The following is a 26,963-nucleotide window of genomic DNA, read 5'->3' on the forward strand; positions in this document are numbered from 1 at the left end:
ATGTCCACAAATCCACCGGAGACAGACAACATGACCGTTTACGCAGCCCCCGGCGCCGCTGGCGCCAAGATCGCCTACCAAGCCCAGTACAACAACTTCATCGGCGGCAAATTTGTGGCCCCGGTCAAGGGCCAGTATTTCGATGTCATCTCGCCCGTGAACGGCAAGGTCTACACCCAGGCCGCCCGCTCCACTGCCGAAGACATCGAGCTGGCGCTGGACGCCGCGCATGCCGCTGCCGATGCCTGGGGCAAGACCGACGCCGCCACGCGCGGCAACATCCTGCTGAAAATTGCCGACCGCATTGAGCAGAACCTGGAGCTGCTGGCCTATGCCGAAACCGTGGACAACGGCAAGGCGATCCGCGAGACGCTGAACGCCGACATCCCGCTCACCGTGGACCACTTCCGCTACTTTGCAGGCTGCGTGCGCGCGCAGGAAGGCGCCCTCTCCAACATCGACGAGAACACCGTGGCCTACCACATCCAGGAGCCGCTGGGCGTGGTGGGCCAGATCATTCCGTGGAACTTCCCCATCCTGATGGCGGCCTGGAAGCTGGCCCCTGCGATTGGCGCGGGCAACTGCGTGGTGCTCAAGCCTGCAGAGTCCACGCCCATCTCCATCCTGATCCTGGCCGAGTTGATCGCTGACCTGCTGCCGCCCGGCGTGCTCAACATCGTCAACGGCTTCGGCCGCGAGGCGGGTATGCCGCTGGCCACCAGCAAGCGCATTGCCAAGATCGCCTTCACCGGCTCCACCAGCACCGGCCGCGTGATCGCGCAGGCCGCCGCCAACAACCTCATCCCCGCCACGCTGGAGCTGGGTGGAAAGAGCCCCAATGTGTTCTTCGCCGACATCATGGACAAGGACGACGCCTTCCTGGACAAGGCCGTCGAAGGCCTGGTGCTGTTCGCGTTCAACCAGGGCGAGGTCTGCACCTGCCCGTCGCGTGCGCTGATCCAGGAATCCATCTACGACAAGTTCATGGAACGTGTCTTGAAGCGCGTAGCCGCCATCAAGCACCAGAACCCGCTCGACACCGACAGCATGATGGGCGCGCAGGCCAGCAAGGAGCAGCTCACCAAGATCCTGTCGTACCTCGACCTGGGCAAGCAGGAAGGCGCCGAAGTGCTGGCCGGTGGCGGCCAGGCCCACCTGGGCGGCGACCTGGAAGGCGGCTACTACGTGCAGCCCACGCTGTTCAAGGGCCACAACAAGATGCGCATCTTCCAGGAGGAAATCTTCGGCCCCGTGCTGGCCGTGACCACGTTCAAGGACGAGGCCGAGGCCCTGGCGATCGCCAACGACACGCTGTACGGCCTGGGCGCCGGGGTGTGGAGCCGCAACGGCAACGTGGCCTACCGCATGGGCCGCGCCATCAAGGCCGGGCGGGTGTGGACCAACTGCTACCACGCCTACCCGGCGCACGCAGCGTTTGGTGGGTACAAGGAATCGGGCATCGGGCGCGAGACGCACAAGATGATGCTGGACCACTACCAGCAGACCAAGAACCTGCTGGTGAGCTACTCGGAAAACAAACTCGGCTTCTTCTGATTTGGCGGGTTGTGGCCCACAGAACGCCGCTGGCATCGTTGCGCCGTCTTGCCGTGGCGCTGCCACTGTCTGCGACGACGCGCCTAGCCATCGACGCTCTGTGAACCACCGTGACGCTACTGCGAAATTACTTTCGGCACAGCAGCGTTTTTTGTCGGCACATCAGGAGAGCACCATGGTCGAAAGAGTCATTGCCACCGACGCGGCGCTTGCGCTGATTGCGCAGCTGCAGGCGCAGCATGGCAGCGTGATGTTCCACCAGTCGGGCGGCTGCTGCGACAACAGTGCGGCCAATTGCTATCTGCCCACCGATCTGACCATTGGGGCGGGGGATGTCTTGCTTGGGTATGTGGGCGGCGCGCCGTTTTACATCGGTAAATCGCAGTACGAATACTGGAAGCACACGCAGCTCATCCTGGATGTGATCGACGGGCACGGCGGCACGTTTTCGCTGGAAGGCAGCACCGGCAAGGCTTTCCATACCCGCTCGCGCCTGTTCACGGATGAGGAATGGGCCGGGATTGAACCGCTGGCTACCCGGGATCTGGCGTGATGCGCGGCTGTGCTCTCTTCACGCGCCGTCTCCGGCATTGCCCGTGATCGGCAGCACGGTGCCGGTGATGTAGCTGGAGCAGCATGGTGCCGCAAGGAACACGTAGGCGGGTGAAATCTCCTCAGGCTGGGCCGGGCGTCCCAGGTGGGTCTTTGCGCCAAATTTCGCGATGTCCTCTGGGGCCTTGTCTGCCGGGTTGAGGGGTGTCCACACCGGCCCGGGCGCGACGGCGTTCACTCGGATGCCCTGGTCGGCCAGGTTGTGGGCCAGGGCCTTGGTGAACGCATGGATGGCCCCTTTGGTGGCCGAGTAGTCGATCAGTTCCTTGCTGCCGCGCAACCCGGTGACGGATCCGGTGTTGATGATCGAGTCACCCCGGTGCAGGTGTGGCAGGGCTGCCTTGGCCATGTGGAAGTAACCGTAGATATTGGTCTGGAACGTTTCGTCGAAACGCTCTGCCGTCAGTTCTTCAAGGGATGCCGCATGCTCCTGGAACGCCGCGTTGTTGACCAGCACATTGAGTTTGCCAAACGCTTTGACCACCTGCCGCACGGCATCGGCGCAGTACGCGGCGTTTTTGACGTCGCCGGGGATCAGAATGCACCGACCACCTTCGGCCTCAACCAGCTGGCGTGTCTGCTCGGCGTCTTCGTGTTCCGCCAGGTACGCAATGGCAACGTCCGCGCCCTCGCGGGCAAAAAGTACGGCAACCGCGCGGCCAATGCCTGAGTCGCCGCCGGTGATCAGGGTAGAGAACCCTTTGAGTTTTTCGCTGCCCCGGTAGTGGACTGCCTCGAACTTGGGCTGGAGTTCCATGTCGGCCTCAAGGCCTGGTTTGGTGAGGTGCTGGTTGGGCAGCGGAGGTGCCGGTTCCGCGTGACCTGGCCCCGGTGCCCGTGGACTGCCTTTGCCTTTCGCGGGTTGTGGCTTGCTCTTTGGCGGCTTGCCTGCGTCGTGGCGGTCCTGCTCGGCCTGGATTCGCCTCTGTTTCTGGACCGTTGCACGGGCCGCCGTGTCGGTGGAGGGCGTCTTGGATGTTTTCATGACAGAGGGTGCTGGCTGAATGCAAGAAAAGACAAGCGGTGGTGCGGTGCACTGAATGCCGGCAGCTGGAGGTCAAAAAAAGAGGCCGCGCTGCTCTCGGGTTGGAGGCAGGGCGGCCCGAGGTCACAAGGAGGATGTGAAATCACCGGCTTGCAGTTCGGCGTGCGCTCCTCCTGTAGCCTGTGTCAGTCTCGCGGCATGGCACCGGCCAGCGGATCAGCGCTGGTTCTGGGGAGTACGGCGGGAAGAATCTTCGTGCTGCTCACGGTTTCCCTGGTTGCCGCTGGAACCCGAACGGTCGGTCTGCCCCTGCTGGCGGTTGCTGGATGGGTCGGTGCTCTGCTCGGCCTGGCGGCTGCCCTGGTTCTTGCGCTGGGAGTCGCTGTTGTCAGTGTGCTGGTTCTGGCCTTGGGGGTTGTTGCTGGACATGGATATCTCCTGGTGAAAGAAAGAGGAAAAATATGCACACGGGGGCCGTGTGTGAATTCATTCTCAAAATGCACCAGCACAATTTCTGTAGTCCCTGTCCTATAGGGGGGTCGGCTTATTTCCACCTGCCGTAAGCAGACGCACGCCATGTTTCAGCATCTTGCAAGGCGCGCAAAAGTGTGCGGAGCGTGAGATCTTTCTGGACGCCGCCGGCGCAGTGCAGTGCCCTGTCTTGGCAGGGAGGGCGTGGTGCGTGGAGGAAAGTGCGTCGTTTTGGGGATGGGGAAGAGGCATTCTTCCCCCGACTTTTCCCAACCGCAGCGGGCGCGGTGCAAACTTGTATGCTATAAAAATAATAGCTTATTGCGCTTATCCATCAAGCGCTAGGGCCTCATTCCCCTAAAAATTTTGTGCGCAATCCCACCAAGCTGGAGGCACACCACGCCAAGCCTGCTTCCATTGCCGTCAGCCCACGGGCCGGCAGCGTTGCGGGTCAGTAGGTCTCCAGGTGCAACCGTCCTTCGCGCTGGAGGGCCGCGCCCACTGCGTCCCAATCCAGGCCTGCTTCGCTGGCGATGTCGCGCAGGGCGATCACCACGCCTTCTTCCATGCTCTTGAGGCCACACACATAGAAGTGGCTGCTGTCGTCGCGCAGCAGCGCGGCCAGGTCGGCAGCGCGTTCGCGCATCAGGTCCTGCACATAACGTTTGGGTTTCCCGGCCGTGCGCGAGAACGCCAGATTGATGTCGATGAAATCCTTGGGCAGGTTTTGCAGCGGGCCAAAGTATGGCAGCTCCTGCTGGGTGCGCGCGCCGAAGAACAGCATCAGCTTGCCGCCCTCGAACTTGCCGCTGTTGCGCAGGCGCCGGCGCCACTCGGTCATCGCGCGCATGGGCGCGCTGCCGGTACCGGTGCAGATCATCACGATGTGCGAGCGCGGGTGGTTGGGCATGAGGAACGAGCTGCCGAACGGCCCCACCACCTGCACCTGGTCGCCCACCCTCAGGTCGCAGATGTAGTTGGACGCGATGCCGCGCACGGGGTTGCCGTCGTGGTCGGTGGTTACGCGCTTCACGGTCAGCGCCAGGTTGTTGTAGCCGGGCCGCTCCCCGTTGCGCGGGCTGGCAATGGAGTACTGGCGCGCGTGGTGCGCCTTGCCGAGCGCGTCGGTGCCGGGCGGGATGATGCCGATAGACTGCCCCTCCAGCACCGGGAACGGCATGCTTCCGAAGTCGAGCACCACGTGGTGGGTCTCGCTCTCAAAGCCCGCCTCGGTGCAGTTGAAGTTGCCCACCACGGTGGCGGTGGTGGGGCTCCTGGGGGGGAACAGGTTGGTGTAGGGGTGTGCGGCTGACCAGGGCGGTACCGTGGCGCCGTACTGGGCAGAACGAAACACCTGCGTGCCAGGCTCCACGGCCGCCGCAGGTGCGGACGGTTGCGCTGCATCCCCGGTGGAGGGCGCTACGCCCTCGGCGGCCAGTTCATCGGGCGTGAGTTCGGGCGGCAGCTCTTCCCAGGTGAGCTGTTCTTCGATGCTGTAGGCACGTGCCAGCGGCATGGTGCGCCAGTTGTCGATGGAGCCCGTGGGGCAGGGCGAGATGCAGGCCATGCAGCCGTTGCACACATCCGCCCGCACGACGTAGTTGTTGTCGTCGTGCGTGATGGCGCCCACCGGGCAGGTCGCCTCGCAGGTGTTGCAGCGGATGCAGATCTCGGGGTCGATCAGGTGCTGCTTGATGACGGCGGCGTCGACGGCCATGTCCATGGTGTTCTCCTGAAGGCCTCGCGGTAGTGACGTGGTTTGTACCGGGAGGCGGGCGGGGTGCGCTATCGGCAAATACGTGGGGTCCCCGGCCCATGGGGCCCCGCCGTGGGGCAGCGGGGTTTCGGTGGCGTGTTGGGGGGTGGGCGGATCAGCCGAAGCGGACGTATTCGAAGTCGACCGGCTGGCGGTTGATGCCCATGACCGGCGGCGCGATCCAGCCCGCAAACTTGCCGGGCTCCACCACACGGCCCATCAGCGACGCGACAAAGGCAAAGTCCTCCGGGGTGGGCAGCCACTCGGCCTTGCGGGCTGCCCATTCCACGTCGCTCACCACGCGGCCGTCGGGCGACATCTTGATGCCGGCCAGCGCACCGATCTGGCGGTTGAAGGCCTTGTGCGGCACCGACAGGCGCGTGGGGATGCCGGCTTTTTCCAGCACCTTGTTCCAGCGGCCCACGCCGGCCATCGAGTCCTTGATGAAGTCGTCGCGCAGCACTTCGTTCAGGGCGTTGAGCATGGGCACGTCCTTTTCCAGCAGCTGGCCGTCCTTGACCTCCAGCACCTTGTAGGTCTGCCCTTTGAGGATGTGGTCGTCGGTGCGCTTGCCTTCTTCGTAGCGGCCCTTGAGGCCCGAGCTGTAGAAGATGGCCGCGTTGCTCGACTGGTCGGCGCCGAACAGGTCGATGGTGACGCTGTAGTGGAAGTTCAGGTAGCGCTGCACCGTGCCCAGGTCGATGGCACCGGCGGCGCGCACCTTGGCGGGGTCGTCGGTTTTCAGCTCGTTCATCACCTGCGCGGTGCGCGCCAGCACGCGCGAGACGCCGGACTCGCCCACGAACATGTGGTGGGCTTCCTCGGTCAGCATGAACTTGGTGGTGCGGGCCAGCGGGTCGAACGCGCTTTCGGCCAGGGCCGAGAGCTGGAACTTGCCGTCGCGGTCGGTGAAGTAGGTGAACATGAAGAACGCCAGCCAGTCGGGCGTTTTTTCATTGAAGGCGCCCAGGATGCGCGGGTTGTCCACGTCGCCCGAGGTGCGCTGCAGCAGCGCCTCGGCCTCCTCGCGTCCGTCGCGGCCGAAGTGCTTGTGCAGCAAATACACCATGGCCCACAGGTGGCGGCCTTCTTCCACATTGATCTGGAACAGGTTGCGCAGGTCGTACATGCTGGGCGCGGTGAGGCCCAGGTGGCGCTGCTGCTCCACCGACGCGGGCTCGGTGTCGCCCTGCGTCACGATGATGCGGCGCAGGTTGGCGCGGTGCTCGCCGGGCACGTCCTGCCAGGCCTTCTCGCCCTTGTGGTCGCCAAAATGGATCTCGCGGTTGGCGTCACCCGGGTTCAGGAAGATGCCCCAGCGGTAGTCGCGCATCTTCACGTGGCCGAACTGTGCCCAGCCCTGCGGGTCCACGCTCACGGCGGTGCGCAGGTAGACCTCGTGGTCGGTCGAGCCCTCGGGGCCCACGTCGTCCCACCAGTTGATGAAGTTGGGCTGCCAGCCTTCGAGCGCGCGCTGCAGCGTGCGGTCTTCGCCGAGGTTGACGTTGTTGGGGATCTTCTCGCTGTAGTTGATCGTGCTCATCGTTGCTCCTTGGATGGTTGGGGCGGCGGGGTCAGACGCGGTTCAAATCGAAGCCGGCCTTCTCGCCGGTGCCGTAGACCTTGAGCGCACCCTTGTCGCCCACGGCGTTCGGGCGGTTGAAGATCCAGTTCTGCCAGGCAGTCAGGCGGCCGAAGATGCGGGTGTTCATGTTCTCCTTGCTGGCAAAGCGCAGGTTGGCCTCCAGCCCGGTGAGCGAGTCGGGCGACATCGCGGCGCGCTCCTCGATGGCGATGCGGATCTCGTCGTCCCAGTCGATGTCGTCCGGGGAGGCGGTCACCAGGCCCAGGGCCAGCGCGGCGTCCGCATCCAGTGGCGTGCCGGCCGCAGCGCGCGCGGCTTCCAGCGGGGCGGCTTCTTCGTAGAAGCGGCGCTGCAGGCGGCTTTGGTCGTTCACCATCGGCAGCAGCCCGAAGTTGAACTCGTTGAGCGTGAGCTTGGGTGCACGCTCGGCGTCGTCGGGCAGGGCCAGCATGTAGGTGCGGTCGGCGGCCAATGCCAGTTCGGCCAGCGATCCCGCGAAGGCCGAGCCCGACTCCACCAGCGCGAACAGGCTGCGCGAGGACACATCCAGCCGCGCGAACGTGCGGCGCAGTGCGCCGATGGTCTCGCGCACCAGCCAGTGGTCCTGGTGGGCGATCAGCGTGGCGTCGCTGGCCAGCACGGCCTGGGCGTCGCCCTCGGTCTTGAGCAGCCAGGTGCCGATGTCGAGTTCGTTGGTGCGCAGGTTCAGGATGGCGTCGTCCAGTTGGCGTGCCAAGGCCAGCGGCCACCAGGCGGCGCCCGCAGACTCGATGCCGGCGATGTCCGTGGGTTGCGCGCCGGTGGGCGCCTTCAGCGTGAGCGTGGCTGTGCGGCGGGTGCGGTCGATGTCGACGCTGACATGGGCGTAGCGCAGGCTGTCGGCGCTTTCTTCGCGCTCCACGCGGGTCAGGGCCACGCCCTGTGCGCTGGTGGGTCGGGGACTGCCTTCGGCCAGCCGTGCAGCGGTTTCATTCACGGTGGCCGCGAACTGTGCGGGCTTGGCGATGCGGTCCACCAGGCGCCAGTCCACCGCGCGCTGGCCGCGCACGCCTTCCACGCTGGTGCAGAAGATGTCGGCCAGGTCGTGGCGCACATGGCGCTTGTCGGTCACGCGGGTCAGGCCGCCGGTGCCGGGCAGCACGCCCAGGAGCGGCACTTCAGGCAGCGACACGGCCGACGAGCGGTCGTCCACCAGCACGATCTCGTCGCAGGCCAGGGCCAGCTCGTAGCCGCCGCCCGCGCAGGCGCCGTTCACGGCGGCGACAAATTTCAGGCCCGAGTGCTTGGACGAGTCCTCGATGCCGTTGCGGGTCTCGTTGGTGAACTTGCAGAAGTTCACCTTCCAGGCGTGGCTGGAGACACCCAGCATGAAGATGTTGGCGCCCGAGCAGAAGATGCGGTCCTTGGCGCTGGTGACGATGACGGTGCGCACGCCCGGGTGCTCGAAGCGCACGCGGTTGAGCGCGTCGTGCAGCTCGATGTCCACGCCCAGGTCGTAGCTGTTGAGCTTGAGCTTGTAGCCGGGGCGGATGCCGCCGTCTTCGGCAATGTCGAGCGAAAGGCGCGCCACAGAGCCCTCCACCGCCAGTGTCCAGTGGCGGTATTGGGTGGGGTCGGTGCGGTAGTCCACGCGGGTGGGGGCTGGTGTGGTCATGGGGTCTCCATCCATCTGCTAACAGGAATAATAATGCATAAATCGATTGATTGATGTGCATCATCATGCATGTTGTTGGGCGTGTCAATGCATGTGGCTGTTTTTTGCAGATTTTTTTGGGTGCCCCCTGTTGGGGCTCCAAGCCCGGGGCCCTGTAGAAGGGCGTCAGCCTGGTCGGGTGGTCATCAGTTTGCGCACCCCGGTGCGCAGTTGCTGCAGGCTGTCTTCCAGGCTGCTTCCGGAGGTGTCGATGGTGAGGTCGGCTTTGGAATAGAAGGCCGCGCGGCCTTCCAGGATGCGGCGCAGGTCGTCCATGGCCTCCTTGCTGGCGGCCATGGGGCGCATGTCGCCCTGGGCCAGCACGCGCCCCATGTGTTCCTCGGGCGCGGCGCGCAGCCACACGGTGGTGCAGTGCGCCAGCAGTTCGTTGAAGGTGGCGGGGTCCGAGACGATGCCGCCGGGTGTGGCGATCACCACTTCGCTGTGGATCTGCACGGTTTCTTCCAGTGCGCGGCGTTCGTAGCGGCGGTAGGCCGTGGTGCCGTACAGGTCGTGGATTTCCCGCACGCTGCAGCCCGCCAGGGTTTCGATCTCGCGGCTCAGCTCAATAAAGGGCACGTCCAGGTCGCGCGCCAGCAAGGGCCCCAGTGTGGACTTGCCCGCACCCCGCAATCCGACGAGTGCGATGCGCCGGTGGCGTGCCGTGTCGCTGCCGCCGCCACTCAGCAGTTCGTGCAGCGCCAGCCGCGCGCGGCGCAGGTCGGGTTCGCTGCGGTGCTCCAGCAGCTCGCGGATCAGTAGCCATTCGGGCGAGCGTGTGGTGAAGTCGCCCACCAGCTCAGCCAGCGGGCAGTGCAGGGCGCCAGCCACTTGCTGAAGCACCAGGATGGACGCGTTGCCGGTGCCGTATTCGAGGTTGGCCAGGTGCCGCTCGGACACGTCGGCCGCCACCGCGACGGCCTTGCGCGTGAGGCCGCGCTGCGCGCGCAGGTTGCGCACGCGCTCGCCCAGGGCGACGAGCAGAGGGTTCTTGGCTTCTTCCGTAGCACCCAGCATGTTCTCGGCAGGCGTGGAGAGCGCGGTTTCTGCGTCTTCTTGTTCGTTCATGCCATCTTTCTTGGAACAGGTTCTTACAGCCCATTGGCGGGTATCGGCGGGTGGGGCACGTTCGGGGGCTCCTCACCAAGGCGCTTCTGCACCACTTGGGTCAAATAAAATTCATGCACTATAGTGCTTGACATTCATTCAATCATTACCTATTGTTCATGTGCAAGCAAAATACTGCACATCTGCAAAATCCACAAGGATACAGATCAAAAAGGTGCGCAGGCCCCCATTTTCCTAGCCCCACGAGAAGCCATGCCCCACAAAGCCGCATTTCATCAAGCCCTGGTGGATCTGACCGCGCAGATCGCCGGGCGGCCCCTGGATTCAGAACTGCAGGACTGGCTCAACCAGACCCACGGACCTGCCAGCACGGCCTACGCAAGGCTCAAGGCGGCCTGTGTGGTGGGCGTGGAAGAGGGTTGGCTGTGCGACCGGGAGGGCGGTGGCATCCGTTACGGCCGCGTCTTCAAGGCCGACGATGCGCTGCACCGCTTTTCCGTGGATGTGGTGGATATGCAGGACATTGCGGGCCCCCACCATAGCCATCCCCTGGGGGAAATCGATTTGATCATGCCACTCACGGGCGGAGCCACCTTTGACGGGCATCCTGCTGGGTGGTGCGTCTATCCACCGGGCAGCGCCCACCGCCCCACGGTGGCCCAAGGGCGTGCATTGGTGCTCTATCTGCTGCCGGAAGGGCAGATCCAGTTCACGCGCTGAAGCGGACCCTCCATTCCGGCGCCGACCCGTTTTGCCTATCCCCTATTTTTAGAAAGACCTGCATGACTGAACTCCTGGCCAACTTTGCCGCTGGCCGTTGGCAAACCGGAAACGGCCCGGGCACGGTGCTCTGCGACCCGGTGTTGGGCGATGCGCTGGTGCGCGTCGATTGCACCGGGCTGGATCTGCGGGAAGCCTTCGCCTTTGCCCGGGACCGGGGCGGTGCCGCCTTGCGGGCCATGACCTACCGCGAGCGCGCTGCCCTGTTGGCCGCCGTGGTGAAGGTGTTGCAGGCACACCGTGACAGCTACTACGACATTGCAACCGCCAACGCTGGCACGGTGAAGAACGATTCGGCGGTGGACATTGACGGTGGCATCTTTACCCTGGGCCAGTACGCCCGGTGGGGCGATGCGCTGGGCGACGTGCGGGCGCTGCGCGATGGCGACGCGGTCAAGCTGGGCAAGGAGCCGGCCTTTTTGTCGCAGCACCTGCAGGTGCCGGCGCGCGGCGTGGCGCTGTTCATCAATGCCTTCAACTTTCCGGCCTGGGGGCTGTGGGAAAAGGCGGCGCCCGCACTGCTGTCTGGTGTCCCGGTGATCGTGAAGCCCGCCACCGCCACGGCCTGGCTCACGCAGCGCATGGTGAAGGATGTGATCGACGCGGGGGTGTTGCCTGTGGGGGCGCTGTCGGTCATCGCAGGCAGCTCGGCGGGTTTGATGGACCAGCTGCAGCCTTTCGACATGGTCTCTTTCACGGGCTCTGCGGAAACTGCGGGCGTCATCCGGTCGCACCCGGCCGTGGCGCACCGCTCGGTGCGGGCCAACATCGAGGCCGACAGCCTCAACTCGGCCCTCTTGCTGCCCGACGCCACCGTGGGCAGTGATGCCTTCAACCTGCTGGTGCGCGAGGTGGTGCGCGAGATGACGGTCAAGTCCGGGCAGAAATGCACGGCGATCCGCCGTATCCTGGTGCCCGCTGCGGTGTATGACGCTGCGGCCGAAGCCATCGGTGCCAAGCTCGCAGGTATCAGCGTGGGCAACCCGCGCAACGAGAGCGTGCGCATGGGCTCCTTGGTCAGCGCTGCGCAGCTGCGCGCGGTGCGCGAAGGCCTGGCCACATTGGGCGCCCACACCGACATGCTGCACGACGGCCGTGCCCGGCCGCTGGTGGATGCAGACCCTGCCGTGGCGGCCTGCATGGGTCCGGTGCTGCTGGGCGCGCGCGATGCCGACGCGGCATCTGCTGTGCATGACATGGAAGTATTCGGCCCCGTCGCCACGCTGCTGCCCTATCGCGATATGGACCATGGCCTGGCCTTGGCGCACCGGGGCCAGGGTTCGCTGGTGACCTCGCTTTTTGGCGCTGACGAGGCAGCCCTGGCGGATGCGGCCGTTCAGCTGGCTGCCAGCCACGGGCGCGTGCATGTGGTCACACCCGATGTGGCACAGGCCCACACAGGGCACGGCAATGTGATGCCCATGTCGCAGCATGGTGGTCCAGGGCGTGCCGGCGGCGGTGCAGAGCTGGGTGGCCTGCGTGCGCTCGACTTTTACCACCAGCGCAGTGCCGTGCAGGCCAGCCCGGGTGTGCTGGCATTGCTCGGTCTTTGATGCCTGCGAATCCCCCAGAACAACACGGAGATATCCCCATGACTAGCCTGCCAGAGCGGTTCAATTTCGCGGAGCATCTGTTCCACATGAACCGGGCGCACGCTGAGCGCACGGCCTACATCGACGACCGGGGCCGCCTGAGCTATGGCGATCTCGAAGACCGTGCCCGGCGGCTTGCGAGCGTGTTGGTGGAGGCAGGGGTGCGGCGCGAAGAGCGTGTGCTGCTGCTGATGCACGACACCAGCGACTGGCCGGTTTGCTTTCTGGGCTGCCTGTACGCAGGGGCTGTGCCGGTGGCCGTCAATACCTTGCTGACGGCGGATGACTATGCGTACATGCTCGCGCACAGCCGGGCGCAGGCGGCGCTGGTGTCGGGGGCCTTGTTGCCCATTCTGTCCGGGGCCATGGCGCGCGGCCCCCACGAAGTGGGCACGCTGCTGGTATCGCTGCCGGTGGGCAAGCTGCACGCGGGCGCCCGAGATATGGAGGCTGCCCTGAACAGTGCATCGCCGTTGGCAGTGCCCGCGCTCACCGGGCCGGACGACCCAGGCTTCTGGCTTTACTCGTCGGGCTCCACAGGCAAGCCCAAGGGTACGGTGCACACCCACGGCAACCTGTGGTGGACGGCCGAGCTGTATGGCAAGCCCGTGCTGGGCCTCACCCCCCAGGACATCTGTTTCTCAGCGGCCAAGCTGTACTTTGCCTATGGCCTGGGCAATGCGCTCACCTTCCCTCTGTCCGTGGGGGCCACTGTGGTGCTGATGGCCGAACGCCCCACGCCCGACGCCACCTTCAAGCGCTGGGTGGACCACCAGCCTACGGTGTTCTTTGGCGCCCCCACAGGCTTCGCGGGCATGCTCGCATCGCCCCGGCTGCCGGCGCGTGCGTCGGTGGCGCTGCGCATGTGTTCGTCGGCGGGCGAGGCGCTGCCCGCAGAGATTGCGCAGCGCTTCAAGGCGCACTTTGGCTGCGACATCATCGATGGCATTGGCTCCACCGAGATGCTGCACATCTTCCTGTCCAACCGCCCCGGCGACATCCGCTATGGCACCACCGGCAAGCCCGTACCGGGCTACGAGGTCGAGTTGCGTGGCGAAGACGGCCAGAGCGTGCCCGATGGCGAGGTGGGCGACCTTTACATCCGGGGCCCCAGCGCGGCTTTGATGTACTGGAACAACCGCGAGAAGACGCGCGACACCTTCCAGGGCGGGTGGACCAAAAGCGGCGACAAGTACGTGCGCGACGCGGAGGGTTACTACACCTACGCGGGCCGCAGCGACGACATGCTCAAGGTCAGCGGCATCTATGTCTCTCCGTTCGAGGTCGAGGCCACGCTGATGCAGCACACTGCCGTGCTGGAGGCGGCTGTGATCGGCAAGCAGGACGCGGACGGCCTCACCAAGACCAAGGCATTCGTGGTGCTCAAGGACGGCAAGGCCGCGACGCAGGACGAGCTCAAGGCCTTTGTGAAGGAAAAACTCGCGCCCTACAAGTACCCGCGTTTCATCGAGTTTGTGCCGGAGCTGCCCAAGACCGCCACGGGCAAGATCCAGCGTTTCAGGCTGCGTGAGCTGGAGGCCCGGGCGTGAACGGCGTTGTCAGCGGGAGTACACGCGGGGGCAGCGAATTTGCCGCCATCGATTGGCGAGGCCGGCCGCTACAGGTGGAATACCAGTGGATCGCGCCAGAACGCCGTGCATCGCCCTTGATGGTGTTCCTGCACGAAGGGCTGGGATCGGTGGCGATGTGGAAGGATTTCCCGTACCAGCTGTGCGAGGCGGGGGGCTTTCGGGGGCTGGTGTTCTCAAGGCCTGGCTATGGGCGTTCCACCCCAAGGGCGCCCGAAGACGCCTGGGGCGTGGACTTCATGCACCGGCAGGCGCAGGAGGTGCTGCCTGCATTCTTTGGGGCTTTGGGCATTGACGAGCCGCTCTGGCTTTTTGGCCACAGCGACGGCGCATCCATTGCCTTGCTGTATGCGTCGATGTTCCCGCAGAGCGTCAGCGGCCTGGTGGTGCTGGCCCCCCACATCTTTGTGGAGGACGTGACCATCCAGAACATCGAGCAGGCGCGGGACGCCTACCAGACCACCGACCTGCCCGGCAGGCTGGGCCGCTACCACGGGGACCCGGACTCCGCCTTCTGGGGCTGGAACCGCATCTGGCTCGACCCGGCATTCCGCGCGTGGAACATCGAAACAGAGCTCGCGACAGTGCGCGCGCCCGTCCTGGCCGTGCAGGGGCTGGACGACGAGTACGGCACGCTGGCCCAGATCCACGGCATTGCCGCCCGCGTGCCTGGAACGCAGTTGCTGGAACTGCCCGATTGCGCGCACTCACCCCACCGCGATCGTCCTGAAGACGTGATCGCAGCGACGATTGCGTTCGTGGCGGCTGCGGGCGGAACGCCATGAAGCTCCGATAGGTCTGCCGGTTGAGATCCACCGGTTCGCCTGGGGGCTGAGGTTTCCATGCCGTGCCCCGCGAACGTCGCCTCAATCGACCCTGCGGCGCAGTTCTTCCAAGTTCACCACGGTGATGCCACCGTATTCGATCTGCAGTACGCCCGCAGCCTCCAGGCGCTTCAGTGCGGCGTTGCAGCGCTGGCGCGAGACACCGGACAGGTTGGCGATTTCCTCCTGCGATACCTGCAGGTGGGGGTCACTGCCAGGGTGCAGCCAGGGGTGGAAAAGGCCCGCCAGCGCCCGTGCCACCTGGCTGTCGGTGTCCAGCAGATGGTGGGCCGTGAAATTGCCCAGGAACCAGTGCATGCGCTCATTGATCTGGCGCAGCAGGAAGTGGTCGAAACTGCGCTGGGTGGCGTGCAGCCATTGAAAGGTCTCCATCGGCAAGAGTGCGACCCGGCTCGGGCGCAGCGCAATGATGTCCGCCGTGCGCGGCACGCCGCGCAGCAGGGTACCTTCGCCAAACCAGCTGCCTGCAGAAAGGCCGCCCAGTGTGACCGAGCGCCCGTTGTCCGAGGTCACCGTCCACTTGAGCAGGCCCTCGATGGCGCCATACCAGTGCATGGGCATATCGCCGCGCCGGCACAGGGCACTTCCCTGGGCGACCTCGACTTCGCGCAGGTCGTCCATGACGCGTTGCTGCGCGCTGTCGTCCAGCAAGGGAAACCAGGCCGAGGTTTTCAGGAGATTGGCAACCGTGGGCGGCGCCAGTTTGACCAGCATGGGGTGGGGCTCCGGAGTGAAGGAGAAAGGCGTCCTCGTATACCCTGAGTCCAAATGTCATCGCGATGACTGAGTATGCAGGCGCCAAAAAAAATAATGGGTGCCTTACCATTTTCCACCAGTCCACGCCATGACCAAGCGCAAAGTCATCGTCACCGTAGCCCCCACCGGTGGCATGGCCCACAAGTCGCAGAACCCGCATCTGCCCACCCAGCCCGGCGAAATTGCCGATGACGTGGAGCGGTGCTGGAACGCAGGGGCCAGCGTGGTGGCCATCCATGCCCGGCGCCCCGACGGCGGCGCCACCTGCAACGCAGACATCTACCGTGACATCAACACCCGCATCCGGGCCAAAGGCTGCGACATCGTCATCAACAATTCCACCGGCGGTGGTGTGCATGGCGACATGGTGCGGCCCTTGTCCGGTGACCGCTGGGAGATCGCCTGGGAAGAGCGCATCAAGGGCATGGATGCGGGGGCCGAAATGTGCACCCTGGATGCCACCACCCTGAACCTGAGCTTTGACGGCCGTGAGATCCTCATGGACACCCCGCTCAGCAAAGGGCGCGAGCTGGCAATGGGCATGAAGGCGCGCGGCATCAAGCCCGAGTGGGAGGTGTTCAGCCCCACGCACATCCTGCAGGACACCACGACACTGATCGAAGAAGGGCACGACGACGGGCCGCATTTCATCAACCTCGTGATGAACGTGCACCGCGCCTTCCAGAACGCCATGCCGTACTCGCCGCGCTACCTGCAGATGATGGTGGACACCTTGCCGCGCAACAGCATCTTTTGCGTGAGTGGCATCGGGCCCTCGCAGCTTGAAGCCAACGTGGCGGCGCTGCTATTGGGCGGGCATGCCCGCGTGGGGCTGGAAGACAACCTGTATTTCCGCCACGGAGAGCTGGCCACCAATGTGCAGTTGACGGAGCGCATCGTGCGCGTCATTCGCGAACTGGACATGGAGCCCGCCTCCCCTGCAGAAGCCCGTGCACTGATGGGACTGCCCCGTGCCGGTAGCGTTCGGCCCGCATTTGCCGTAGATTGAGTTGTTGCGATTTCACCCACCAAGAAAGAGGAGACAGATGATGCAGACACGCCGCCAATTCATGAACCACCTGGGTTATGCGACCGCGCTGGGGGCACTGGCTCCCTGGAGCGCCATGGCCCAGACGCTGGAGCAGGTCAAATTTTTCTACGGCTTCCCGGCGGGCAGCGCGGGCGACAGCGTGGCGCGCCGGGTGGGCGAGAAGCTTGCCGGTTCGTCCTACACGCGCAATGCAGCCGTTGTGGAAAACAAGCCCGGTGCAGGCGGCCGCATTGCGCTGGAGTCGCTCAAGGGGGCTCCCGCCGATGGCAGCGTGCTCACGCTGTCTCCTTTTTCGTGCACCTCCATCTATCCGCACATCTACAGCAAACTCAGCTACGACCCGACGAAGGACTTCGTGCCGGTGTCCATCGCCGCTGTGATGCACCATGGGCTGGCCGTGGGGCCGCTGGTCCCGGCCTCGGTCAAAACAGTCAAGGACTTCCTGGCCTGGGCCAAGGCGAACCCGGGGCAGGCCAACTACGGCTCACCCGCCGCAGGCTCTACCCCCCATTTCATCGGCGCGCTGCTGGGCCTGAACAACGGCGTGGACTTGAAGCACGTGCCCTACCGAGGGTCCATCCCCGGTGTCACGGACGTGGTCGGCGGGCAGATTGCCTCGATGGTGACCCCGAGCGGCGACTTCATTCCCAACCATAAGGCTGGCAAGCTGCGGCTGATCGCGACCTCCGGGCAGGCTCGCTCACCGTTCTCGCCCGAGGTGCCCACGTTTGCGGAACAAGGCTTCCCCGAGCTCACCACCGAGGAATGGTTTGGCTTCTATGCACCCGCCAAGACACCTGCCAGCGTGGTTGCCGCTGCCAACACGGCCATCAATGCCGCGATCAAGGAGAAATCCGTGATCGACAGCCTGGCCGTGGTGGGCCTCATCGCCCGGGGCTCCACATCGGCTGAAATGGCGGCATCGCAGCAAGCAGAATTCGACCGCTGGGGTCCGCTGGTCAAGAAGATCGGCTTCACGGCAGAGTCCTGAAGGGCACCGACATGGTTTCTTCCGTGAAGCGCGTGGCGGTGGTCGCCACCGGCGTCATTGGCGCGAGCTGGGCCGCCTGCTTCCTTGCCCGGGGGCTGGACGTGGATGCCACCGATCCCGCACCAGGGGCCGAGAAACGCCTGCGCGATGCCGTGGCCCAGCACTGGCCGGCGCTGGAACGGCAGGGACTTGCGCCGGGTGCGAGCATGGCGAGGCTGCAGTTTCACCCCCGGCTGGAGGACGCCCTGGGGCAAGCTGATTTTGTGCAGGAAAACGGGCCCGAGCGGCTGGACTTCAAGGCGGATCTGCTGCGAAGGATGGACGATGCCGCCCCGCCGCAGGCCATCCTGGCTTCCAGTTCTTCGGGCCTGTCCATTACGGCCATACAAGCCCAATGCCAACACCCCGAGCGCGTGGTGCTGGGCCATCCGTTCAACCCCCCGCACATGATTCCGCTGGTGGAGGTGGGCGGGGGCGAAATGACATCGGCCCAGGCGATAGCCACCGCAATGGATTTCTACACAGCCATTGGCAAGCGCCCCATCCATGTCCGGCGCGAAATCAAAGGGCACATTGCCAACCGCCTGCAGGCTGCGCTGTGGCGGGAGGCGTTTCATCTGGTCAACGAAGGGGTTGCCAGTGTCACCGACATCGATACCGCCATTGCACACGGCCCGGGCCTGCGGTGGGCATTGATGGGGCCGTTCATGAACCTGCACCTGTCGGGCGGCGAAGGCGGCATCGCCCATTTGCTGGCACACCTCGGCGGCCCCATCGAAGACTGGTGGCAGGACCTGGGTGCTCCGCAGATGACGCCGGCGCTCCAGCGCCTTGTGGCGGATGGCGTAGCCCAGGAAATCGGTGAGAGAACCAGCGCGGAGCTGGCGGCTGCACGCGATACCTTGCTGGTGAACCTTCTGCGTGCCAAGCAGGACGCCCGCGTCCTGGACTGAATCCGCGATGCCACCGTGCGGTCCCGCCGCATGGGTTTTCGACGTGGTGCACCCAGCGTTTTCGGCAGTGTTGCTGCGCACAGCCACGCCACTCGCCAGCGCCGTGTCGTCCATTTTTGTTGTTGCCCCAAGAACACGAGAGACCACCCACACCATGCACCCCGAATTTCTTGGCGATGAAAGCCAAATAGCACCGTCCGCCACGATGCTGGTCCACGAGGACGATGGCTCGTTCACACTGCGTTCTCCCGTGGCGCTGGGCGCCTATGCGCGCTGCATCGGCGAGTGGGTGGAGCGTTGGGCGCGAGAGACACCCGATGCGCTGGCGCTGGCGGAGCGTGCTGAGAATGCCGAGCACTGGCGCACTCTGACCTATGGTGAGTTGCGCCAGGCCATGGGCGCCGTCGCGCAGTCGCTGCTGGACCTGAAACTGCCTGTGGGCCGCCCCATCGCCATCCTTTCCGACAATGCGGTGGACCACGCGGTGCTCATGCTGGCGGCAATGCATGTCGGCATCACGCCCTGTTCGCTGTCGAGTGCCTATTCACGCTCCCGGGACCCGGGCCGCCTGCACAGCATGCTCGCGGTGCTGGAGCCTTCGTTGATCTACGCGTCGGACGCCTCGGTCTACGCGCCCGCCCTGGCGGGCTACGTATCCGATGCCTTGAAGGTCTTCAGCCGCCATGCCGAGATGGTGCCTGGTGCCTTGTCTTTTGCGCACCTGCGGACGGGCGTGGAAAGCCCGGCCGTGTTGCAGGCGTTCCAGGCCATCGATGCGGATGGCCATGCCAAGTACCTGCTGACTTCGGGCTCGACAGGCCGTCCCAAGGTGGTCATCAATACCCACCGCATGCTGTGCGCCAACCAGCAGATGATTGCCCAGGCTTGGCGGTTTCTGGCCCACGAAAAGCCCGTGTTGGTGGACTGGCTGCCCTGGAGCCACACCTTTGGTGGCAACCACAACCTCAACATGGTGCTGTGCCATGGGGGCACGCTCTACATCGATGAGGGACGGCCGGTGCCTGGGCTCATCGAGAAGACGGTGCGCAATCTGCGCGATGTGAAGCCGACGATGCTTTTCAACGTGCCGCGTGGTTTTGACATGCTGCTGCCGTTTCTGGAAGCGGATGCAGCGTTGGCTACCGAGGTCCTTTCACGCATGCGCCTGGCGTTTTACGCGGCGGCTGCGCTGGCCCCTTCCACCTGGCAGCGGCTTGAAGCCGTGGCAGCACGTGTGCGACCCGCGCTGCCGCTGTGGCTGACCACGTCCTGGGGTTCCACGGAGACGTCACCCGCAGTGACCAGCGCGCACTGGCGCATGGAGGGCGCGGGCTGTATTGGCGCACCTTTGCCTGGGCTGGAGCTCAAGCTGGTGCCCAATGGCAGCAAGCTCGAAATGCGGGTGAAAGGCGTGTCGGTATTTCCGGGCTATCGCAACGCGCCCGCCGAGACTGCGGCAGCGTTCGACAGCCAGGGCTTCTACCGCATCGGCGATGCGGGCTATCTGGTGGACCCCGCGCGGCCGGAGCGTGGCGTGGTCTTCAACGGCAGGGTGGCCGAGGACTTCAAGCTTTCCAGCGGGAGCTGGGTGTCGGTAGGTACCCTGCGGGTGGAGCTCGTGTCCGAGCTGGCGCCGCTGGTGCAGGACATCGTGCTCACGGGCCACAACCGGGACGAAGTGGGCATGCTGGTGTTTCCTTCAGCCACAGGCGCAGCGGACCGCGCGAGGCTGGAACAAGCCCTGCGCGCTGTGATCCAGGTTCGCCGCAGTGCCGGCGCAGGTTCATCGCAGTGCCCCACGCGTGCGCTGGTGATGGCGGCGCCGCCCGACCCAGAGGCTGGGGAAATCACCGACAAGGGCTATATCAACCAGGGGGCGGTGCTTTCGCGCCGGGCTGCAGAGGTGGAACTGCTGCATGCCGGCCCTGCTGCCCCCAACGTGATCACCGTCTGATGGGGTGCGGTGGCGGCGCCTTCTGCGGCTTGACCTATCCACCCCTCCAAAAAAAAGGGACCCACTGCCTTGGGCAACGGGTCCTCTTTGCGGGGGAAAGGTGATGGAGCATCACCTTGTCACGTCCGTCGCAACGGCTGCAATCAGACCGTGGCGTCCTTGAGCTTCTTCAGCGCGCGGGTCTTGATCTTGACAGCTGCAGGCTTGGCAGGGAACCAGCGCTCTTCACCGGTGAAGGGGTCTTTGCCGAAGCGCTTCTTCTTGGCGGGGATTTGCTGCAGGCCGATTTTCATGAGGCCGGGCAGGGTGAACTCGCCAGAGCCCTTCTTGTGCACCGAACCCAGGATGGTGGCTTCCAGTGCGGCCAGCACGGCCTTGGTGGCCTTGGGTTCCACACCCGCCTGCTCGGCCAGGTGGGCGATCAGCGTGGTCTTGTTGAACGCGGTCTTGATCGGCTTGACGCCCACGGCGACGGGCTTGGCCGCTGGTGCGGTAGCCTTCTTCGCTGCGGGGGCGGCTACCTTCTTGGCGGCAGGTGCCGCCTTCTTTGCGACAGCAGGTGCTGCCGCCTTGACGGCCTTCTTTGCGGGCGCTGGAGTCTTCTTTGCAGTTGCCATGATGGTGGTTCTTCTTTATTCAGAGTTGCAATATGCCTCCCCCCAATGAAGGGAAGGTGCGCAATTTTAGGTGCGTCTGCGGCATACCGTGCAAAAACGAAGACCCGCCAGCGTCAGAGGCTTCTGATGGGGCTGTAGAAAGACGCCGCCAATGAGGGGCCGCGCGCAGCCGGTGTCTGCTGAAGGCCGTGTGCTGCGTGCGATCACGCGCTCGCATGCGCGCATGCACGCATGCGTCCGTGTTGCTGCTGCATCAGCGGTGTGCAGGGGTCTGGTGGCGTTGGCGCCACTGCTGGTAGCGCAGGCGCTGCAACGCCAGCAACTCCACCAGACCCCAGGCCAGTGCACAACCGAGGGTGCCGCACAGCAGGGCGATACGGTGCACCTCAGTCCTGCGCTGCAGTTGTTGCGTCTTCATACTGGGCCCATCCGTCGGTGCTGGGTAAATCGAAGCTGGGCCAGCCCGGAGCATCGAAGAGTTCATCCAGCAGCCGCTGCAGTCCGAGCAATCTCCAGAGCATGATCGTGCGCCTCTTCGAAGGGTTGTGTCTGCGGCCAAGGTAACGTGGTCATGTGACAGTTTCGAGTCGTTTCGCCGAATTCACACAGAGGCGTGATGGCGCTGTTGGTGCGTGCGTGCCGGGGATATGCTCGTTGTCCATCGCCTTGCTGCGCGGCCCCGTGCCGCCATCGCCATCCACCATGAACACCCTGCCCGAGCTGCTGGCGCTCGAAAAAATCATCGAGCTGGGGGCGCCCCATCTGCAGGTGCAAGTGGTTCGGCAGGTGCCGCTGGCGTCGGGCCACTGCTTTCCGATCCATGCCATTGGCTTGGGCAACCCGTCGCTGGACGTGCCCGCAATCGGTTTCTTCGGGGGCGTGCACGGGCTGGAGCGCATCGGCGCCGAGGTGGTCATCGCTTACTTGCAGAACGTGGTCATGCGGCTGCAGTGGGATACCACGCTGCACCGCCAGCTGGAGCAGATGCGCCTGGTCTTCATGCCGGTGGTCAATCCGGGTGGCATGTGGGCCGCCACACGTGCCAATCCGCGTGGGGTGGACCTCATGCGCAATGCGCCGGTCGATGCCACCGACCGGGTACCGCCTTGGATCGGTGGGCAGCGGGTGAGCGCCGGGCTGCCTTGGTACCGGGGGCGCGCTGGCGATGCCATGGAGGCGGAAAGCCAGGCGCTGTGCGAGGTGGTGGCGCAGGAGCTGCTGGCGCGGCCGTTCAGCATCGCCATCGACTGCCATTCAGGGTTTGGCGCCCGGGACCGCCTGTGGTTTCCGTTTGCCCACACGCGCAAGCCCATCGCGCACCTGGCCGAACTGCATGCACTGCAGGAGATCTTTCTGCAGGCCCACAGCCACCACCAGTACATCATCGAGCCGCAAAGCGCCCAGTACCTGGCGCACGGCGACCTGTGGGACTACCTGTACCTGCAGGCCTGCCGCGAGGCGCCCGCGCACACCTTCCTGCCGCTCACGCTGGAGATGGGGTCCTGGCTGTGGATCAAGAAAAACCCGCGCCAGCTGTTTTCGCGCAACGGCATCTTCAACCCGCTCATCAACCACCGGCAGCAGCGGGTGCTGCGGCGCCATCTGTCGCTGCTCGATTTTCTGGCCCGCGCGGCCTGCAGCCACGAGCGCTGGGTGCCGCTTCCGGAAACGCGCGCCTACCACCGGGCGCAGGCGTTGGCCGCCTGGTACTGATGGAGGCCGAGCACCATGCACCCATGGATTCTGCTCAGGGGCCTCACGCGCGAGGCAGCGCACTGGGGGGCGTTTGCCGAAGCGTTCGAGCGCGCTCTGCCGGGTGCCCGCGTCGTGGCGCAGGACCTGCCAGGCAATGGCCTGCTGCACCGGGCGGTGTCGCCCGTTACCGTGCGGGGCATGGTGGAGCGCTGCCGCGCCGAGCTGGCCGAGCGGGGCTTGCGGCCACCGTTTAGGGTGCTGGCCATGTCGCTGGGTGCCATGGTGGCGACCGAGTGGGCACGGGTGGCGCCTGAAGAGCTGGCGGGGTGTGTGTTGATCAACACCAGCTTGCGGCCCTTCAGCCCCTTCTACCACCGGCTGCGGCCAGTCAACTATCTGCAGGTGCTGCGCTGCGCCTTGCCATGGAGCAGCCCGCAAACCATTGAACAGGCCGTGCTGCGGATGACCAGCAATCTCGCCTCCGTCCAGGGGGCCGTGGTGGAGGACTGGGTGGCCCTGCGCAGACAGCGGCCGGTTTCGACTGCCAACGCCCTGCGCCAGTTGCTGGCTGCAGCGCGCTACACCGCTCCTGCTGCGCTGCCCCTGGCGCCGGTGTCGGAAATCCCGCGCATATTGCTCTTGGCCAGCCAGCACGACAGGCTGGTGTCCAGCCAATGCTCGCAGGCCATCGCAGGGGCCTGGGGGGTGCCGCTGCGGATGCACCCCTATGCCGGACATGACCTTCCACTGGATGATGCGCAATGGGTCATTGGGCAGGTACGGGCATGGATGGAGGGTTCCGTGTGAGCTGGCGCAGATGCCGCACAGGTGCTCATTCACCCAGACCCGCAAGCCCGCCCTGTGCCACCAGTTCGCGGTACCACTCCTGGTAGCCGGCGCTGCTGGGGTGCAGCCCGTCGGCGGCATTCAGTGTCTTGCTGCGCGCCACGAACGGATCTTCGTTGCGCGGCTTGAGCAGGCGCACATAACGCACCTGGCGCGTGGCCGCGATGCCTTTGACCATGGTGTGCAGGCTCTCGGACCGGCGTGACATGGCCCAAGAAACCGGGGGAATAAAAAACGGCGCGTGCCCCACGTTGCCACAGGGCATCAGCACCACATGCTGGCCTTTTTGTCGGGCCAGGGTCACCACCTGTTCGATCTGTGGGCGCAGGGTGTCCAGTGCGGTCAATCGGATCACGTCGTTGCCACCGGCGAGCACCAGCACCAGGTCGTAGCCGGTAGACGCCCGCTCCAGCTGGGCTGCCACGTCGGCGTAGCGTGCTCCGTTGGCGGCCAGGTTGTCGATGCGCCACTGCGGGTGGTCCTGGCCGATGCGCCCGGGCAGGCTCTCGAGCGGGATGCTGGCTCCCGTGCCCACTGCCGTGCTGTCGCCCACCACCAGAACCCGCCGCACGGGCTCGACTGGCTGCGCCGTGTACGGCTGGGCGTCGCGAGCCAAGTCAGCGGCAGTCCACATGCGCCAGGGCGCGCATGCCGTGAGCATCAGTGCGCCTGTGGCAATCGCCACCACGGTCGCCATGCGGTGGGACGGGGCGGCGCAAGCGGGGAAGGGGTGTTTCATGGGGCGGGCTGCGGCAAGGGTAGTAGGACCTTGCTGCAGCCTACCGGCAGGCACGGACTGTGTGCGTCGGTGGCAGGCCGTGGGACGCGTAGGACAGGCGCGACGTTGCCGGCGACTCGGTGGCCTGGACTGCTATTGCTTGAAGACGACCGCTTCGAGTGCCATCGCACGGATCGACTCGGCCGCTGCATCGGCCTGGGCCCGGCTGTCGTAAGGCCCCACGCGCACGCGGATGCGCCGGCCCTTGGTGTTGTTCAGCTCCTGGCGGAAGGCGGGCAGCCCTTCGTTGAGCAGCCGTGCCTGGGCCTTGCGGGCGTTGGCCTCGTCGGCAAAGAGCCCCACGTTGATGTAGTAGCCCGCTGCCGTGCCCACGGTGGGCAGGGCGGCGGAGGCGGCTGGCGCAGCGGCCGATGCGGGGGCTTTGGCCGTTTTGGCCTTGGGTGTGGAGGCCGCGCGGCTGGCGGGCTCGGCGGGGGGCGTTGCCTTTGCTGCGGGCTTGGGTGTCGCTGCGGCTGGCGCTGAGGTCGGTGTTTTGGAAACCGAGGGGGCTGCGGAAGCGGCAGGCTGTGCGGGAGCGTTGGGCTCGGAGGGCAACGCCTGTGTGCTGGCTTGCGCGGGGGCTTTTGGTGCTTTGGTGACCGGGGCCGCAGGCTGGGTGGTGGAGGGGGTCACCGGCGCAGACGCGGCCAGCGCGGGCGGCGCCACTGCGGCAGCGGCGGCAGGGGCCGAGGCCGCGGTGGAGGGAGCGGCTGGGGTCGGGGTCGCTTCCGCAGATACCGGTACGGGTGCAGGCGTGGCGGCGGGCGTTGGCGTTGGCGCAGATGCCGCCGGGCTGGGCCGGGATGCGGCCGTCGCTGTGGCTTGGGCCACGGTCACGGCGGGTTCCAGGGCCAGAGGCTGGGTGCCTGAAGGGGCCCAGACCAGGTACGCCAGTGCGGCTGCGGCTACCAACACCAGATTGGCCAGCACCAGCCCCTGCAGCCGCTTGCGTGAGCTGGCCTGCTTCTCCAGCAGCACACAGGCCTCGGGCAACGTGCGGGAGGCGGCCAGCGCGCGGGCCACACGCTTGCGGATGTCGGCATACAGGATGGCGTTGCCATACAGGCCCGGCACCGCAAAGGCCAGCATTGCAAAGGCGCCCAGCACGCCCAGTTCCACGCCCGGCGGCCATTGCAGGAACGTCCGCCCAATGCCGTACACGATCAGCGCGAGCCCCTCGGCGGCCGCCAGGTAGACCAGCGCGGGAGTCCACAGCTGCCGGAACAGCATCCAGTTGAGGGTGGCCAGGCAGGCTGCCCAGTTCCAGGTGGTGGTCGTGCGGCCCGTGTTGTCAAAGCGTTCGAAGACGGCCATGTAGTAGGCCGTGTTCACGGGCCCCAGTGCCAGCCGGGACAGCGCCGTCATGGCGTTGTCAGACGGTGAGTCGAGCGACATGGCCGGGATGATGGAGGCGACAGGATCCGTGTGGTCGAGCATGGGCCGATTCTGTCATGGGCCGATGTTTGCGCCACCTGGTTTGCGCACGGGTACAGCGCGGGCGCAACGCCTCCACACCCCGTGGGTGCACCGCCGGAGCCAGCCCACACCCCATCAACACGATGTAGACCGTCGAATATTGATGAAAATGGCCTCTGGCGCTTACCTGGAAAGCGCTAAATGCTATTAAAAATATAGCGTTTGCTGAAGATGCGGTGGTACGTCAGGTCCCGCGCACCATGGCCATGATCTTGCCGGCGTCCAGCGTGGCGGCCTTCTGCTGGATCTGCGGCAGGTACTGCGACTGCATCTGCTTGGCGGGGCCGAGCAGGCTTTGGAAGGTATCGCGCAGCATGGCCGTGCTCATCACCCGGCCGCCAGCGTAGTAGCGCTTGGCCACCTGGCCCAGCGCATAGGTGGTGGCAAATGAAAACGCCATGCCCGTGGCCGCGCCGCCCAGTCCACCGAGGGTCCGGCCCGCCACCTTGCCCAGCAGGCCGCCCAGCAGCTTGCGGCCAAACTGCTCCAGGTACTGCGACGTCATGCCCACGCCCGCAGCGGCGATGAACTCCTTGATGTGGCCCTGGTCCAGCTCCACGCCGTGCGCCTTGCCGATGCCGTAGACCATCTTCACCTGCATCGGGATGATGGCCATCGATGCCCAGGACTGCGGCAGCAGCTCCAGTGCACCGTTGAGCAGCGCGTAGTTCAGGATGGACTTGTCGAGCTCGGCGTCGCCGGGGCCGGTGGGTGCGGGCCCGGCAGCCGGCACGGGGACGGATGCGGGCGACGGCGCCGATGCAGCGGCATAGGCCGCAGCGCTTGTGGCCGCGCCTGCCACGCCCCAAGGCACGGCAGAGGGTGATGCCGTCTCGGCCACGTCTACCAACGCGTCAGCCTCCTGGTCAAAGGCTGCGGTCTGTTGTGCACCCAGCTGCAGTGCGGTCTTGAGCGTGGCCAGGAACTGCGCCTCCGCAGGCGTCTGCCGGCCATCCACGTCACACACGCACACGGCCATCTCGTAGGCCAGCTGGCGGTGCATGGGCTCGTTCAAGGCCTGCGCGGCCGCCTGCACGCTGGTGCGCTGGAGCAGCACGTCCTGGTAAATGCGCGGGAGGTCTGCCATGCCTGCATCGCCCGCGAGCGACTGGGCAATGCGGCGGATCTCTTCGCGCTCGGCGTCGTCCTTGTTGCCGTCTGCAAATGCGGCCAGGAGGGCGATGGTGAGGATGGATTTTTGCTGGTCCAGGTTCATGGGGTGTTGCCTGCGAAGGCGTTGGGTGAAAACGGTGGGGCGCTCGCCTGGGTGGGCCAGTCGCGGCGTATGCGGATCAGATGCAGTCTAGGCAACCGCG

24 protein-coding genes are annotated in these 26,963 nt (G+C 65.6%); 12 read left to right on the top strand and 12 right to left on the bottom strand.

What is annotated here, in order from left to right; all coding sequences use genetic code 11:
• Positions 1–30 precede the first annotated feature (30 nt).
• The gene (locus ASE52_RS10965; RefSeq protein WP_010466565.1) at positions 31–1,554 is read left to right on the top strand and encodes an aldehyde dehydrogenase family protein; all 1,524 of its coding nucleotides are present in this window, start codon (positions 31–33) and stop codon (positions 1,552–1,554) included.
• A 175-nt stretch (positions 1,555–1,729) separates the two neighbouring features.
• On the top strand, positions 1,730–2,107 hold the full coding sequence (locus ASE52_RS10970; RefSeq protein ID WP_057226104.1) for a DUF779 domain-containing protein: 378 nt from the start codon (positions 1,730–1,732) through the stop codon (positions 2,105–2,107).
• 18 nt (positions 2,108–2,125) lie between these two features.
• On the opposite strand, the gene ASE52_RS10975 is transcribed toward ASE52_RS10970, so the two are convergent.
• From ASE52_RS10975 to ASE52_RS11000, 6 genes are all read right to left on the bottom strand, one after another.
• Positions 2,126–3,151, bottom strand: coding sequence for an SDR family oxidoreductase (locus ASE52_RS10975; protein ID WP_057226105.1), 1,026 nt, complete (start codon positions 3,149–3,151; stop codon positions 2,126–2,128).
• A gap of 216 nt (positions 3,152–3,367) precedes the next feature.
• Complete coding sequence (locus tag ASE52_RS10980; protein ID WP_057226107.1) at positions 3,368–3,580, bottom strand: hypothetical protein; 213 nt, start codon at positions 3,578–3,580, stop codon at positions 3,368–3,370.
• Between the two features lie 493 nt (positions 3,581–4,073).
• Positions 4,074–5,345, bottom strand: coding sequence for a benzoyl-CoA 2,3-epoxidase subunit BoxA (boxA, locus tag ASE52_RS10985; RefSeq protein WP_057226109.1), 1,272 nt, complete (start codon positions 5,343–5,345; stop codon positions 4,074–4,076).
• A 148-nt stretch (positions 5,346–5,493) separates the two neighbouring features.
• Complete coding sequence (gene boxB, locus ASE52_RS10990) at positions 5,494–6,921, bottom strand: benzoyl-CoA 2,3-epoxidase subunit BoxB (RefSeq protein WP_057226111.1); 1,428 nt, start codon at positions 6,919–6,921, stop codon at positions 5,494–5,496.
• A gap of 31 nt (positions 6,922–6,952) precedes the next feature.
• A complete protein-coding gene (gene boxC, locus ASE52_RS10995; protein ID WP_057227170.1) occupies positions 6,953–8,617 on the bottom strand; it encodes a 2,3-epoxybenzoyl-CoA dihydrolase in 1,665 nt (554 codons plus the stop codon).
• A gap of 165 nt (positions 8,618–8,782) precedes the next feature.
• Positions 8,783–9,724, bottom strand: coding sequence for a helix-turn-helix transcriptional regulator (locus ASE52_RS11000; RefSeq protein ID WP_057226113.1), 942 nt, complete (start codon positions 9,722–9,724; stop codon positions 8,783–8,785).
• 252 nt (positions 9,725–9,976) lie between these two features.
• Here ASE52_RS11000 and ASE52_RS11005 point away from each other — a divergent pair, with 252 nt between their 5' ends.
• The 4 genes from ASE52_RS11005 to ASE52_RS11020 all read left to right on the top strand — a co-directional run bounded on the left by ASE52_RS11005 (position 9,977) and on the right by ASE52_RS11020 (position 14,470).
• A complete protein-coding gene (locus tag ASE52_RS11005; protein WP_057226115.1) occupies positions 9,977–10,444 on the top strand; it encodes a DUF4863 family protein in 468 nt (155 codons plus the stop codon).
• A gap of 62 nt (positions 10,445–10,506) precedes the next feature.
• Positions 10,507–12,057 carry a 3,4-dehydroadipyl-CoA semialdehyde dehydrogenase gene (locus ASE52_RS11010; protein ID WP_057226117.1) on the top strand — a complete coding sequence of 517 codons (1,551 nt, stop codon included), beginning with the start codon at positions 10,507–10,509 and terminating at the stop codon, positions 12,055–12,057.
• Positions 12,058–12,095: 38 nt separating this feature from the next.
• Positions 12,096–13,646: a benzoate-CoA ligase family protein gene (locus tag ASE52_RS11015; protein ID WP_057226119.1), complete on the top strand. Its 1,551-nt coding sequence runs from the start codon at positions 12,096–12,098 to the stop codon at positions 13,644–13,646.
• The gene (locus tag ASE52_RS11020; protein ID WP_057226121.1) at positions 13,643–14,470 is read left to right on the top strand and encodes an alpha/beta hydrolase; all 828 of its coding nucleotides are present in this window, start codon (positions 13,643–13,645) and stop codon (positions 14,468–14,470) included. The genes ASE52_RS11015 and ASE52_RS11020 overlap by 4 nt, the downstream gene beginning before the upstream one ends.
• Positions 14,471–14,551: 81 nt before the next feature.
• Here the strand turns inward: ASE52_RS11020 and ASE52_RS11025 are convergent, their stop codons facing one another.
• Positions 14,552–15,244, bottom strand: coding sequence for a Crp/Fnr family transcriptional regulator (locus tag ASE52_RS11025; RefSeq protein ID WP_010466542.1), 693 nt, complete (start codon positions 15,242–15,244; stop codon positions 14,552–14,554).
• 130 nt (positions 15,245–15,374) lie between these two features.
• Here ASE52_RS11025 and ASE52_RS11030 point away from each other — a divergent pair, with 130 nt between their 5' ends.
• From ASE52_RS11030 to ASE52_RS11045, 4 genes are all read left to right on the top strand, one after another.
• Positions 15,375–16,295 (top strand): 3-keto-5-aminohexanoate cleavage protein, encoded by a 921-nt coding sequence (locus ASE52_RS11030; RefSeq protein WP_057226123.1) that lies wholly within the window; start codon positions 15,375–15,377, stop codon positions 16,293–16,295.
• A 40-nt stretch (positions 16,296–16,335) separates the two neighbouring features.
• Entirely contained in the window at positions 16,336–17,328 is a 993-nt protein-coding gene (locus ASE52_RS11035; RefSeq protein WP_010466539.1) for a Bug family tripartite tricarboxylate transporter substrate binding protein, read from the top strand.
• Between the two features lie 11 nt (positions 17,329–17,339).
• Positions 17,340–18,281: a 3-hydroxyacyl-CoA dehydrogenase NAD-binding domain-containing protein gene (locus ASE52_RS11040; RefSeq protein WP_057226125.1), complete on the top strand. Its 942-nt coding sequence runs from the start codon at positions 17,340–17,342 to the stop codon at positions 18,279–18,281.
• Between the two features lie 154 nt (positions 18,282–18,435).
• Positions 18,436–20,235, top strand: a complete 1,800-nt coding sequence (locus tag ASE52_RS11045; RefSeq protein ID WP_057226127.1) for a feruloyl-CoA synthase — start codon at positions 18,436–18,438, stop codon at positions 20,233–20,235.
• Between the two features lie 143 nt (positions 20,236–20,378).
• Here ASE52_RS11045 and ASE52_RS11050 read toward each other — a convergent pair whose 3' ends face one another.
• Together ASE52_RS11050 and ASE52_RS26025 are read right to left on the bottom strand one after the other, a co-directional pair.
• Positions 20,379–20,852, bottom strand: a complete 474-nt coding sequence (locus tag ASE52_RS11050) for an HU family DNA-binding protein (protein ID WP_057226130.1) — start codon at positions 20,850–20,852, stop codon at positions 20,379–20,381.
• A 253-nt stretch (positions 20,853–21,105) separates the two neighbouring features.
• Positions 21,106–21,270: a hypothetical protein gene (locus ASE52_RS26025; RefSeq protein ID WP_198928099.1), complete on the bottom strand. Its 165-nt coding sequence runs from the start codon at positions 21,268–21,270 to the stop codon at positions 21,106–21,108.
• Positions 21,271–21,554: 284 nt separating this feature from the next.
• Here ASE52_RS26025 and ASE52_RS11055 point away from each other — a divergent pair, with 284 nt between their 5' ends.
• Positions 21,555–22,565: a M14 family zinc carboxypeptidase gene (locus ASE52_RS11055; RefSeq protein WP_057226132.1), complete on the top strand. Its 1,011-nt coding sequence runs from the start codon at positions 21,555–21,557 to the stop codon at positions 22,563–22,565.
• Positions 22,566–22,580: 15 nt separating this feature from the next.
• Positions 22,581–23,354, top strand: coding sequence for an alpha/beta hydrolase (locus ASE52_RS11060; RefSeq protein WP_057226134.1), 774 nt, complete (start codon positions 22,581–22,583; stop codon positions 23,352–23,354).
• A 25-nt stretch (positions 23,355–23,379) separates the two neighbouring features.
• Here ASE52_RS11060 and ASE52_RS11065 read toward each other — a convergent pair whose 3' ends face one another.
• From ASE52_RS11065 to ASE52_RS11075, 3 genes are all read right to left on the bottom strand, one after another.
• On the bottom strand, positions 23,380–24,132 hold the full coding sequence (locus ASE52_RS11065) for an SGNH/GDSL hydrolase family protein (RefSeq protein WP_057226136.1): 753 nt from the start codon (positions 24,130–24,132) through the stop codon (positions 23,380–23,382).
• Between the two features lie 132 nt (positions 24,133–24,264).
• Entirely contained in the window at positions 24,265–25,608 is a 1,344-nt protein-coding gene (locus ASE52_RS11070) for an SPOR domain-containing protein (protein WP_057226138.1), read from the bottom strand.
• Positions 25,609–25,831: 223 nt separating this feature from the next.
• Complete coding sequence (locus ASE52_RS11075) at positions 25,832–26,863, bottom strand: DUF533 domain-containing protein (protein ID WP_057226140.1); 1,032 nt, start codon at positions 26,861–26,863, stop codon at positions 25,832–25,834.
• Positions 26,864–26,963 lie beyond the last annotated feature (100 nt).

Origin of the sequence: Acidovorax sp. Root275 (assembly GCF_001428965.1) — a bacterium.
GTDB classification, from domain to species: domain Bacteria; phylum Pseudomonadota; class Gammaproteobacteria; order Burkholderiales; family Burkholderiaceae_C; genus Acidovorax; species Acidovorax radicis.